The sequence below is a fragment of the Coleofasciculus sp. E2-BRE-01 genome (assembly GCF_040221695.1).
In the GTDB taxonomy this organism is placed as follows: Bacteria; Cyanobacteriota; Cyanobacteriia; order Cyanobacteriales; family Coleofasciculaceae; genus Coleofasciculus.
Genome location: NZ_JAVKEA010000195.1, coordinates 1 through 12439 on the forward strand (window position 1 = coordinate 1; position 12439 = coordinate 12439).

The 12439-nt window shown below is 47.4% G+C and carries 11 protein-coding genes and 1 pseudogene; 5 read left to right on the top strand and 7 right to left on the bottom strand.

Going from position 1 to position 12439, the window contains the following annotated elements; all coding sequences use genetic code 11:
• Positions 1-114: 114 nt before the first annotated feature.
• The 3 genes and pseudogenes from RIG66_RS24600 to RIG66_RS24610 all read right to left on the bottom strand — a co-directional run.
• Positions 115-234 (bottom strand): annotated as a pseudogene (locus tag RIG66_RS24600) (helix-turn-helix domain-containing protein); the annotation flags it as partial.
• Between the two features lie 312 nt (positions 235-546).
• A complete protein-coding gene (locus RIG66_RS24605; protein WP_446381322.1) occupies positions 547-1551 on the bottom strand; it encodes a hypothetical protein in 1005 nt (334 codons plus the stop codon).
• A gap of 85 nt (positions 1552-1636) precedes the next feature.
• Positions 1637-2572, bottom strand: a complete 936-nt coding sequence (locus tag RIG66_RS24610) for a serine hydrolase (protein ID WP_446381323.1) — start codon at positions 2570-2572, stop codon at positions 1637-1639.
• Positions 2573-2609: 37 nt separating this feature from the next.
• On the opposite strand from RIG66_RS24610, the gene RIG66_RS24615 reads away from it, so the two are divergent.
• Positions 2610-3302, top strand: a complete 693-nt coding sequence (locus RIG66_RS24615; protein ID WP_446381358.1) for a C40 family peptidase — start codon at positions 2610-2612, stop codon at positions 3300-3302.
• 184 nt (positions 3303-3486) lie between these two features.
• Here RIG66_RS24615 and RIG66_RS24620 read toward each other — a convergent pair whose 3' ends face one another.
• Positions 3487-4212: a response regulator gene (locus tag RIG66_RS24620; RefSeq protein WP_446381324.1), complete on the bottom strand. Its 726-nt coding sequence runs from the start codon at positions 4210-4212 to the stop codon at positions 3487-3489.
• Positions 4213-4743: 531 nt separating this feature from the next.
• On the opposite strand from RIG66_RS24620, the gene RIG66_RS24625 reads away from it, so the two are divergent.
• Positions 4744-5367, top strand: coding sequence for a J domain-containing protein (locus tag RIG66_RS24625; protein ID WP_446381325.1), 624 nt, complete (start codon positions 4744-4746; stop codon positions 5365-5367).
• Between the two features lie 8 nt (positions 5368-5375).
• Positions 5376-5648 (top strand): DUF3143 domain-containing protein, encoded by a 273-nt coding sequence (locus tag RIG66_RS24630; protein ID WP_446381359.1) that lies wholly within the window; start codon positions 5376-5378, stop codon positions 5646-5648.
• Positions 5649-5743: 95 nt separating this feature from the next.
• Here the strand turns inward: RIG66_RS24630 and RIG66_RS24635 are convergent, their stop codons facing one another.
• The 3 genes from RIG66_RS24635 to lysA all read right to left on the bottom strand — a co-directional run bounded on the left by RIG66_RS24635 (position 5744) and on the right by lysA (position 9032).
• Positions 5744-6484 carry an isoprenyl transferase gene (locus RIG66_RS24635; protein WP_446381326.1) on the bottom strand — a complete coding sequence of 247 codons (741 nt, stop codon included), beginning with the start codon at positions 6482-6484 and terminating at the stop codon, positions 5744-5746.
• A 19-nt stretch (positions 6485-6503) separates the two neighbouring features.
• Positions 6504-7427 (bottom strand): diadenylate cyclase CdaA, encoded by a 924-nt coding sequence (gene cdaA / locus RIG66_RS24640; RefSeq protein WP_446381327.1) that lies wholly within the window; start codon positions 7425-7427, stop codon positions 6504-6506.
• Between the two features lie 195 nt (positions 7428-7622).
• The gene (gene lysA / locus RIG66_RS24645) at positions 7623-9032 is read right to left on the bottom strand and encodes a diaminopimelate decarboxylase (protein WP_446381328.1); all 1410 of its coding nucleotides are present in this window, start codon (positions 9030-9032) and stop codon (positions 7623-7625) included.
• A 77-nt stretch (positions 9033-9109) separates the two neighbouring features.
• Here lysA and rimI point away from each other — a divergent pair, with 77 nt between their 5' ends.
• Positions 9110-9745 carry a ribosomal protein S18-alanine N-acetyltransferase gene (gene rimI / locus RIG66_RS24650; protein WP_446381329.1) on the top strand — a complete coding sequence of 212 codons (636 nt, stop codon included), beginning with the start codon at positions 9110-9112 and terminating at the stop codon, positions 9743-9745.
• Between the two features lie 209 nt (positions 9746-9954).
• Positions 9955-12429 carry an ATP-dependent Clp protease ATP-binding subunit gene (locus tag RIG66_RS24655; RefSeq protein WP_446381330.1) on the top strand — a complete coding sequence of 825 codons (2475 nt, stop codon included), beginning with the start codon at positions 9955-9957 and terminating at the stop codon, positions 12427-12429.
• The last annotated feature ends 10 nt before the right edge of the window (positions 12430-12439 follow it).

A 12439-nucleotide genomic window follows, 5' to 3' on the forward strand; every position in this document is an offset into this window, starting at 1 on the left:
TGCTTTCACCCCAGCACTTGAGGGGATGGGCTTACACCATCATGTTCCGCTCAGTTATCTATCTGGATAGTGGTTAATCCAGTAGCTGACCATCCTCTACAATGCTTATACAGCAATGGTTTCGGTCAAACGAATCGCACAATTCCAAGCATGACGGGAAACACCAGCGTGTTTGGCTAATGCCGTTCGCTGCAAGTTATTCAGCCTTAGCTCTGTTTTGAATCCTAATAACATTGACACCCATTCAATGTGACACTGTTATTATACAACCATAAGTTTTTGAAGGAGATTGAAACTGACAGAATCTCTATGTCTGATTGGAGGAAAACCTAGCTTTTAAGCTGGATTAGTTGGGTTTCCTTCGTCAACCCAACCTACAAGCATTACATCATGGGACTTTAGCTTAATTCATAAGACTTTATTATCACTCTAAGTACGGGAGAGCCAACATTGTAGGGGCGACCTCGATGAGCTTCCCCTGCTTTTCACCTTAAGTTGACACCAATGGTAAGCGGGTCACCCCTACAGAGAAAAATTGGCTAGGAACTAGAAATCAGTAAAGGTGTAGCCGACGCCAAGGATAATCCCAATATCGGTCTGATCTTCGATAAAACCAATATTAATTGACCCGTTGGCGACAAAGGAACGCGACAAGGGTACATCCACACCCCCCGTCAGTAAAAATCCGATATTGTCATCGCTATCCGTTGACAAAGCAACACCTCCGCCTAAAAACGGCGCAAAGCGCACAGGTTCAAAGGGATCAACACGGGGAATAATAAAGTCGTAAGTCAAGGGAACCATAAAGAGTGCATCATCGCCAACGATTACACCAGGTCGCAGGGATATATTACGAGACAAACCAATTTTGCCATTTATAACAAACCCAGCATCCCCTAACGCCGTCTCACCTCCATCGTCAGCATCAGCTTCAGTGACATCATCCTCTTCGGTTAAACCAATGTTGATACCAATCCCTAAATAGTTGGGAACGCCGCGAGTTCCTCGGCGGATATCCAAATCGGTTTGAGCCAAAGTCTGTGACTCATTCAACACGATTTCTGCGTCCTGAGTCGGCTGTAGAGTCAGCGCATCAGCCGATGAGTTCAGTGATTCGGGGACAGATTGAGTCGCGATCGCATCTTCTGAACTGATACCCTTTAGGGATGAGGCTGGAGAGTCTGCAAGGGTTGGATTAACCGAACTCTGGGTCGTGGCTGAATTGCCAGTGAGTCCTTTACTCCAGGACACCGAGGGCGTTGGTGAGTCTACCGTAGCACTGGGTATCGGTGTGGCTTCTGGGAATGAAGACTCAGCCGGGAGATTAACTGCATCCTGAGTTAATGTCGGATCACCTTTCAATCGATCAACCCAAGCATTAGCGGGTTCAGCCGTCCCCTCGGTGCGTATCTCAGCCGCAATGGATTCTAGGCGAGTCAATGATTCCCCTGGACTGGATACTTGAGCGTGAACAGGTAAGGGATGGTTCCCCATGGTGACTACCCCTAAACCAACGCCGTAAGTAACGGAGCGTAAAAGATTATGTTTCAAGGTCACTCCTCAACAAAAGATGTAAAGATTGAAATCAGCAAAACCGATTTGCTTATTATTGTCTAGGATTGCCGTTTCCTAGCCACTAAGTCAATATACTCATTGCTTGTACAACCTTTTGAGAAATAAAAGGGAGAAGGTCTTGATTTTGACGATGAGTTTGGCTTTGTGTGAATACAACCAGGAGATACGGTAATATTGATGGGATTTCGATGTAAGCCGCATCATGGCGCATTTGAGATGAACAGCCGGATTTAGACCATAACTGAGCCTCTGGCGGCAGACCACCGCCTAAGAATCCGGTAATCTGATGATTATCATCTTGGACATCGGCTGGCTTCAGATTGTGTTTAAGCAGACTCATCATCACCTGCGATCGCACTCCAGAAACCGCCACCCCACCCACGATACTATGGAGGAGCCGTGCTGTGGCATTCGTGGTTAACATATTGCGATTTTCCATCAAGGTTCCCATAAACAGCCGTTCCCGACCATAGGGTCCATCACTCCAGGTTTTTTGATTGACGTTAATCGACTCTAAGTCTTGCCAACCGAGGGATTGAAAGTAACGATTAACAATATTACGTTGTAGCGTCCAGGTTTCAAAGGGACCAGGGGTTAACCCTGGACCACTGGTGGTTCCACTCAAGACATCGACGACTAAACTTAAAGCATCATGGCTAGCATCAACCATCATCGCCCGAATCGCCCGTTCCAGTTCATCCGATGATTCAACCATGGCGCTTTCTAACCATTCTTGGATGGCGACCAGATAAAATAGGGCAACCAAATCGGCTGGATAAATTCGCTCAACCCCTCGATAACTAAAGCCTCGGATAGGATACTTCCAAAATTCATCCGCCGAAAGCGCCCCCCCTGTATTGACTGGAACGGGGGGATCATAGACCATCCAAGTGAGAGCGATTTGATTGCGGGCGAGTCCAGGAAACTCTAACCAAACGGCGTCGAGAATCTCTGTGCCAATTTTTTCCAGTTGGTCGTCCTTACGAAAGAATGTCATAATTTGCTCTCAACAAGTGATGTCAACGCTTACCAATATGGTGGTACTTCCAGAATTATCTGCATTAAAACATGGTGAGTACATCTGCCGTGTTAATTTAGACCTCTATGATTCTCCCGCCTGTGCGAGTTTAGCCACTCAAGCGGCGGCTGGACGCCATTTACACCCCTTGTTATCGACAGCCAGGGAACAAGCGGTAGAGGTGCAGTTATGTGAGGATGGATATCAGGCTTGGTTACGAGTCGAGGATCTCAGTCAACTGGAAATCGCCCCTCAACCTTATCATGCGATCGCACTCTCCCGCCCTCAAATCCAAGACCGACTCCCAGAGGTGATAGCGTTTACGAAGAAAGCCATGCATCAGCCGAATTATTACCTTTGGGGAGGGACAGTTGGACTCAATTATGATTGTTCAGGATTGATGCAAGCAGCATTTGCGGCGTCGGGAATTTGGTTACCTAGAGATTCCTATCAGCAGCAGGCGTTTACTCAATCAATTCCTTTAGCAGAAGCGCAAGCGGGTGATCTGGTTTTCTTTGGCACACCTGAGAAAATCAATCATGTGGGTCTTTTTTTAGGCGATGGCTATTATATTCACAGTTCGGGGAAAGAAGACGGTCGTAATGGGATTGGAATTGATCGGCTTTCGGCTCAAGCAGATAAGGTAAGTCAAACCTATTATCAGCGATTTAGAGGAATAGGGCGGGTTATTGCTAGTTATTGTGCCTGATAAGTGGGTGGACACAATTAAAGTTAACGGTTGAGATTAGGGAACAGTTAACAGGGAACAGGGAACAACTTTAATTATCCCCACCTACTTGTTTTTTTTTACGTTCCCTGTCCGTAGTAAGCACTTTAGTGCTTATTAATAAAGTAAAGTATTAAGGCACTAAAGTGCCTACTACAAACAACGACTAACTTAATTCCCAATCTAGGCAAAATTCTCCCGGACGCCCCCAGGGATAGACGGCACAGTTAATCCCATCACTGCCATGATAATATTGACAAACCTTACAGGGTTGAGACTGTTCTAATTTTCCCCGTAAACTACTCCACTTCTGCTCAACCGTTAAGCGGTAATGATTGGCTCGTAGGTGATATGGGTCAATTGTCAAGGCTTTTTCAAAAGCTGTCAACGCCTTTTCATAGAGTTTAATAATTTGGGAACCATACTCAGTCCAAGGTTGGACACGGCATTCATAGAGTTGAATAATCTTGAAAATAAGAATACCATAATCTGTCCAGGTATCAGCCGAAGCCATTTGCGGTTCTTTTTTCGTATCCAGTAACACTCGTTTCAGGGTATCTAGCAATTCTCTCGGTTGCCAAGGTTTACCGACATAAGCCTCAGCGTGTTTAATACCGTAGGAAAGGGCTAAACGCTGTCCTTTTCCAGTTAAAAGAACCACGGGAATATTTTGGGTGTGGGGATTTGCCTTGATTAGGCGACAAACTCTGTAGCCATCAATCCGGGGAATCAACAGATCCAATAGCACTAAATCGGGAGAATTGCTCTGAATTTTTTGGAGTGCTTCTACACCATCACGGGCTTGAATGACATTCCACCCACTCCACGTTAACTGCTGAGAAACGCATTCCCGCTGGCTGAGAGAATCTTCGACAACTAAAACAGTATTCATTGAGAACAACCTGCTGACTGGAGGGAAGCTTTCGTGCGACTAGCGCAGATTAGATTAAGTGTACCCATTTCTTCCAGGTTTCTTATCACCCCTGATAGAATTGCCGTTTCAGCACGCGATCGCACGATTTTATGGTATAGTTTTTCCCATGGGAAAATGTGCCTGCCTATAGGCTCTACAGCAGCACTTTCAGATAAGGACAGTAGAAAGCGCGATTGCCTTCGGCAAAGCGCGAAGCTAATCACACAAATTATATCTTGGTTTTATTACCGCTTTATTTGACAATTCAGCCAAGATACAGAAAAAACAAATTGACTCGTAGGGGCGGGTTTTACCGTTACCTGTTCCCAGAAACCCCTCAATTCAATAAACCCGCCCTGACCCCAAGTTTGTTGGTCAAGTTCGGTGAACTCTTTTGCCCAGGGTTGGTCTTTGGCTAAAGCCCCTACTACGAGCAGAATTTTCCTTATCGGCTCACCAACCCAGAGCGATCGCGTAAAATGTTAAAGACCGTTTGTTATACCAGCTAGGATGGCTCAAGACTGGGTAAAACAGAAGACTAGGACAAGTAAAGAGCTACAATCCATAACCTATTATGGGATTCTGGGGGTACACCCTAGCGCATCTGCTCTAGATATCCGTCGTGCCTATCGGGAACTGAGTAAACGTTACCATCCCGATACCACCGACTTACCAAAGGAAACGGCAAAGACGAAGTTCCAACAACTTAATGAAGCCTACGCGACTCTGAGTAGTCCAGAACGGCGAATCCTGTATGATCAAACTATTCGCTATTCTCGTGTCAACGTCATTCAACCTCCACCCGGATTGAACCGTCCCGTTGTGCGATCGCGCGTTGATCATTCATCCTCGGCTTACCTTGACCCCCCAGACCGTCCTCTCTCCGCGGGCGAGTTATTTGCCCTATTTATTTTGGGGATAACTTTCGTGGGATGCTTGGTACTGGCAATTGTGATTGGCTTAACCCGAGGAGACAATGCCTTTCAAGTATCTGGGATATCTCTATTGAGTCGAGTCACCACGCCACCCCTAACTCAACTACAGCGAATCCCTCGATATCCCCCTTCTAACCAACTTTTCGCCCCATCTAATCCACCGTCAATCCCTGTTTTTGTTTCATCCCTCAATCTATGAAAACTTCTATGGTACTTCCTTCATCTGACACTCCTCTCTATAACCATCCCCTTCCTGAAATCGAAAATTGGCTCCGTTCTCAAGGATGTCAACAAGATAGCAACGAACTCAATTGCTGGCGCGTGGAACGACCCAATTGGCAAGCCGAACTCTGTCTGGAAGTTGAGGAATTAGCCGTGCGTTACATTAATGCGGCGGAAGGACAACGGGACATTATGCGTTCTTTCAAGTATTCCCTCAGTCGCGAAGACGTAGAAGCAGCGGTTTTCTCTGGTCCTTAAAATTCTAAATTCTCAGAGTTAATTTTTGAATGATTAACTGACAATTCAGACGCGCCATTGCACGCCCGTAACAGTCAAAACTCAAAACTTAAATCTCAAACCTTCCCAAAACGCCGCTCTCGTTTCTGATAAGCAATTAAAGCTTGATGAAACGCTTCGCGGTCAAAATCGGGCCAAAAAGCGTCGGTAATATAAAATTCAGCATAAGCCATTTGCCAGAGGAGAAAATTGGACAAACGCATCTCTCCACTGGTGCGGATTAGCAAATCAGGATCACCAATATTGGCGGTATAAAGATGGCGAGAAAACAGCGCTTCATCAATATCCTCCGGTTGAATCTCACCCTGCTGAACCTGAGTCGCAATTGCCCGACAAGCGTGCAAAATCTCTTCCCGTCCACCGTAATTAGTCGCCACGGTAAATTGAATCCCGGTATTATTTTGCGTTTGGATCATCGACCGTTCGATTTGATTTTGCAGGGATTGGGGTAGCGCTGTTAAATTACCCACAAACTGAATGCGTACATTCTCCTCCATCATCTCTTTGAGTTCTCGAATTAACACCCGCTCAAACAGCGTCATCAAAAACTCAACTTCTTCGATAGGACGTCCCCAATTTTCGGTAGAAAAGGCATAAGCAGTCAGGGCTTGAATACCCCAATCATCACAACAGCGCAACAACTGTTTTAATGTGTCTACGCCTCGGCGATGACCCATAATCCGAGGAATACCTCGGCGTTTTGCCCAACGACCATTGCCATCCATAATCACCGCTACATGTTTGGGTAGGCGTTCCTGGTCGAGATCGCTTGGTAATTCTTTTAGTATCGTTTGCATAATAGTTGTATAATAATAGTCATTTCTTTTTTCGAGAAGTCGATGACGGCAGACGCAGCAAACGCGAAATGAGTAGCCGTCCCTGAGACTTAACTTGGCGACCTAAACTGCGTAAACTGGGGGCAACTGCCTCACGGTCAACAGCCGTTGAAAATCGAGCCTCTAACAGTTCTTTGAGTTTACTACTGGTTAAGGGTCGGTTTAGTCCGCCGCGTTCTGCCAATGAGATAGAACCCGTTTCTTCGGATACAACAATACAAAGGCAATTTTCGACTCGCTCAGTAATTCCCATAGCGGCTCGATGGCGTGTGCCAAGTTGTCGTGAAGCCGTTCGCTCTGACAGAGGTAAAATCACGCCCGCTGCGGCGACGCGAGACCCCCGAATCAATACTGCCCCATCATGGAGTAATGTGGTCGTCTGGAAGATGGTTTGCAGCAGTTCTTTAGACAGTTCAGCATTTAACTGTACCCCTGGTACAGAAAAATCTCGCTCGTCAATAGTTCCATTGGTCTCCATAATTATCAATGCGCCAATCCGATTTTGGGATAATTCTTTAACCGCATCGACAATTTCATCTGTAACGCTATCTGCTTTAGGGATAGGGCGGCGTTGGGATTGAAACAACTGCCGAATTTCTCCCCGCCCGACTTGTTCGAGAAAACGGCGAAATTCTGACTGAAAGATTACAGCCATCGCCACAGCCGAACCAACCACCAATTTTTCTAACACAAAACTCAACAGGGTCAATCCTAGTCGATTACTGACCGCTGCCGCTAGCATCAAGACGATTAGCCCCCGAACCATCCACAAGGTACGACGCTCCCCGATAATGAGGAGAACCATATAGGTGAGGGCTAGAACCAATCCGACATCAACGCTGTCCAGCAATAAGGATTGAACCCAGCCAGAGTCAGGAAAAGAACCCGACGACGACGCAGGCATTGAACTTAATTAAACGTTTAGCAACTGAGAGCTTGACTCTGGCTTGATTGTAACGAGATTAGGCGGGGAGTTGTCATTTGTCATTCGTCCTTTGTCATTCGTCCTTGGTTATTTGCTCCCCCATCTTCCCCAGCTTCCCCAGCTCCCCCAGCTCCCAGACGCGCCATGGCGCGTCTCTACATTGCTCCTTCATCCCTAATTCTGGGATACAAGTCGTTTCGGTAAATGATCAAACCGGATCAAGTCTTGATAGGTTTCTCGCTGCACAATTAATTCAGCTTTTCCATCCTTAACTAACACCGCTGCAGGTCGAGGTACACGATTATAGTTAGACGCCATGCTGTAATTGTATGCCCCAGTTCCCATAATCACGAGCAGATCCCCAGGTTGGGTTTCGGGTAATTGGGCATCTTTGAGTAAAATATCCCCGGATTCGCAATGTTTACCCGCAATCGTGACGGTTTCAGTTATCGGTGCTGACATACGATTGGCAACGACTGGACGATAGACTGATTGATAAGTAATCGGACGTGGATTATCAGACATTCCCCCATCAACCGCCAGATAGGTTCGCGTTTGCGGGATCTCCTTACGGCTGCCGATGGTATACGCCGTCACACAAGCGGGTCCAATAATCGATCGCCCGGGTTCGGATAATAACCGGGGTAAGGGTAACTGCTGCTGGTTACAAGCATTAACCACGGCTTCACAAACCCCCTTAACCCAAGCATCAATCGTGGGGGGATCATCGTCTTCGGTATAGCGAATTCCTAAGCCGCCGCCGACATTCAGTTCTTGAATGGATAGATTGAACTGAGCGGCTTTCTGGAGATAATCGACCAAAACCGCTCCCAAGTCTTTGTGGGGTTGACGCTCAAAAATCTGTGACCCAATGTGAGCGTGTAAACCAATACAGTCGAGAATAGGGTTTTGACTAATGAAGGCAAAAACGTTATCTAGAGTGTGGGGATCAAAACCAAACTTGCTATCCAGGTGTCCTGTGCGGATGTAGTCATGGGTGTGACACTCGATCCCTGGAGTGATCCGAATCATGATCCGCACCTGGGTATCCGGAGAGGTTTTTTTTGCCAAATCTGCCAGAGTTTCTAACTCCAACTGATTATCCACAACAATCGTGCAATGGCTTTCAATCGCAAGCTGGAGTTCAGCGATAGACTTGTTATTGCCGTGGAAATACAGCTTATCGGCTTGTACCCCAGCTTCTAATGCCGTGTAGAGTTCGCCTCCGGATACGACATCAACACCCAAACCTTCCGATGCCGCGATCGCACAAATCGCTAAACAATTCCAGGCTTTTGAAGCATACAGCACTAGGGTATCACCGGGATAATAACGGGCAAAAGCATCCCGATACTGGCGGCAAGCCGTTCTTACCGTGACCTCATCTAGAATATAAAGGGGAGAGCCAAATTCCTCGATTAAACCCTTGACATCACAACCGCCAATTTCTAGACAGTCTTGGCTGTTAACGGTAGCGGTAAGCGGCAACAGTTCCTGATTGGGAGAACGACTATCGGGATGAGAGTTCGCTGAGAGATATCGCTGTCCAGAGTTTTGCACCTGAGTGGAGTCAGTCAATAGCATAATGTCGTTATCATCCTTGAGATGGATATGGGCAGGTACACCAAAAGCGTCCGTTATTTAGTGTACAATTGACTGCTGTGAGTGTCTTAGAGATAAAGCCGCTAACCACAGCACAACTCAATGCGGCTGTGGATCTGGATCAAATATGTTTTGGTGGGCTGTGGACGCGATCGGGCTACGAACGCGAGTTAAATAGCCCGAATAGTCAATTACTGGTTTTAGAAGCACACAACAGCTTGGAGCAGCGCCCATGGGGTTGCCATTCAGCCGTTGTTATGCCAAACAATTCCCTGGGGGACGATTTACCCACGCATCCCCCTTTACCGAATGGCTTAGTGGGTTTAGGTTGTTACTGGTCAATTCTGGAGGAAGCGCATATTACGATTTTGGCGGTGCATCCAAACTACCAACATCAGGGACTGGGGCAATTTTTACTGTATGCCTTACTCAATGACGCTAAACAACGTCAGTTGGAGTGGGCAACCTTAGAGGTTAAACCCTCAAATCACGCCGCCTTGTCTCTCTACCAAAAGTTTGATTTTATTCCAGCCGGACGACGCCGAGGATATTACCAAGATACGGGTGAAGATGCCCTAATTCTGTGGCGAAAGGGGTTACAACAGCCGGAATTTGAGCAAATCCTGCAAGAGCGCTATAAGCAAATCGTCTCCCGCTTAACCCGTCAGGGTTGGCAACTATTTAGTTATCTGTGATTTGTGATTTGTGATTTGTCATTTGTACTGTACTTTGTTGATTGTTCATAGAAAATTCTTCTCCCCCAGCTTCCCCAGCTTCCCCAGCTCCCCCAGCTCCCTCATCTCCCCCAAAAAAATAGGCAGGTTGTTGTATAGGAGACAGCCTGACAAGTCTCCTATGCTAGAATCAGCGTACACGGGCACGCAACAGGTGATGGAAATACGCCATGTTTGAACGCTTTACAGAAAAAGCCATTAAGGTGATCATGCTAGCCCAGGAAGAGGCACGTCGCCTGGGGCATAACTTTGTCGGCACGGAGCAAATCCTTCTGGGTTTGATCGGGGAGGGAACTGGCGTCGCCGCCAAAGTTCTCAAGTCGATGGGTGTCAATCTTAAAGATGCCCGGATTGAAGTTGAGAAAATCATTGGTAGAGGTTCCGGCTTTGTCGCTGTGGAAATTCCCTTTACCCCTAGGGCAAAACGAGTCTTAGAATTATCACTCGAAGAAGCCCGCCAACTGGGTCATAACTATATCGGAACTGAGCATTTACTGCTGGGTTTGATCCGGGAAGGCGAAGGGGTGGCGGCACGAGTTTTGGAAAATTTGGGTGTAGACCTGACCAAGGTGAGAACTCAAGTCATCCGGATGCTGGGCGAGACGGCAGAAGTCACCAGTGGCGCATCTTCGGGTCGCACGAAAACACCAACCTTAGATGAATTTGGTAGCAATCTTACCCAAATGGCGGGTGAAGGTAAACTTGATCCGGTAGTGGGACGCGCTAAGGAAATTGAGCGCGTTATCCAAATTTTGGGACGCCGCACCAAAAATAACCCTGTATTGATTGGGGAACCTGGGGTGGGAAAAACCGCGATCGCAGAAGGATTGGCGCAGCGAATTGCTAATAACGATATCCCAGATATCTTAGAAGAAAAGCGCGTCGTTACCTTGGACATCGGGCTACTGGTGGCGGGGACGAAGTATCGAGGTGAGTTTGAAGAACGCCTCAAGAAAATCATGGATGAGATCCGTCAAGCTGCCAATGTAATTTTGGTGATTGATGAGGTTCATACCCTGATTGGTGCAGGTGCTGCTGAAGGGGCGATTGATGCCGCAAATATCCTGAAACCCGCTTTAGCTAGGGGCGAACTCCAATGTATCGGAGCGACAACCCTGGATGAGTATCGTAAACATATTGAACGGGATGCGGCATTAGAACGGCGCTTCCAACCCGTAATGGTAGGTGAACCGTCCGTTGAAGAGACGATTGAGATTTTATACGGGTTGCGCGAACGCTATGAACAGCATCACAAGCTGAAAATTTTAGATGAAGCCCTGGATGCAGCGGCAAAACTGTCCGATCGCTATATTTCGGATCGCTATTTACCCGATAAAGCGATTGACTTGATTGATGAAGCTGGTAGCCGGGTGCGTTTAATAAACTCCCAACTTCCGCCAGCGGCGAAGGAATTAGATAAGGAACTGCGACAAGTCCTTAAGGAAAAAGACGACGCCGTGCGATCGCAAGACTTTGACCGGGCGGGTGAACTGCGCGATCGGGAAATGGAAATTAAAGGCGAAATTCGCGCGATCGCTCAAAATAAAAAGGCGGAAACGGGAACCGATGATTCGCCGGTCGTCGATGAGGAAGATATCGCCCATATTGTCGCCTCATGGACGGGGGTACCAGTTAGCAAGCTGACTGAATCCGAGTCCGAGAAGCTGCTGCACATGGAAGACACACTGCATCAGCGCCTCATCGGTCAGGAAGATGCAGTGAAAGCGGTATCACGGGCGATTCGACGGGCAAGGGTTGGTTTGAAGAACCCCAACCGTCCCATCGCCAGTTTTGTCTTCTCTGGTCCTACCGGGGTTGGTAAAACTGAGTTAGCTAAATCCTTGGCGGCTTATTTCTTCGGGTCAGAAGAAGCGATGATTCGCTTGGATATGTCCGAGTACATGGAACGCCATACCGTCAGCAAATTGATTGGTTCGCCTCCAGGGTACGTCGGTTATAACGAAGGCGGTCAGCTAACCGAAGCGGTACGTCGTCGTCCTTACACGGTGGTGCTATTCGACGAAATCGAAAAAGCCCATCCCGATGTCTTTAACATGCTGCTGCAAATCTTGGAAGACGGACGTCTCACGGATGCTAAAGGGCGGACAGTAGACTTTAAGAATACCCTATTAATCATGACCTCTAATATTGGGTCTAAGGTGATTGAAAAAGGTGGCGGCGGTTTAGGTTTCGAGTTAAGCGACAATGAAGCCGAATCCCAGTACAACCGCATCCGTTCTTTGGTCAACGAGGAACTCAAGCAGTACTTCCGTCCCGAATTCCTCAACCGTTTGGATGAGATTATCGTCTTCCGTCAGCTAACCAAAGACGAGATCAAAGAAATCTGCGACATCCTACTGCGGGAAGTCTTCAAGCGTCTCACGGAAAAGGGAATTGCCTTGGAAGTCACCGATCGCTTCAAAGAACGTTTGGTGGAAGAAGGGTACAGTCCATCTTACGGCGCAAGACCCCTACGTCGGGCAATCATGCGCTTGTTAGAAGACGTATTAGCAGAAGAAATCCTTTCGACTCGCCTGCAAGAAGGAGACAGTGCGATCGTTGATGTGGATGAAGAGGGCAAAGTGAAAGTTATTCCTGGAGAACCTGGGGAACAACGGGAACTTTTACCTCAAGGTGCTGAATAATCCACTTGAT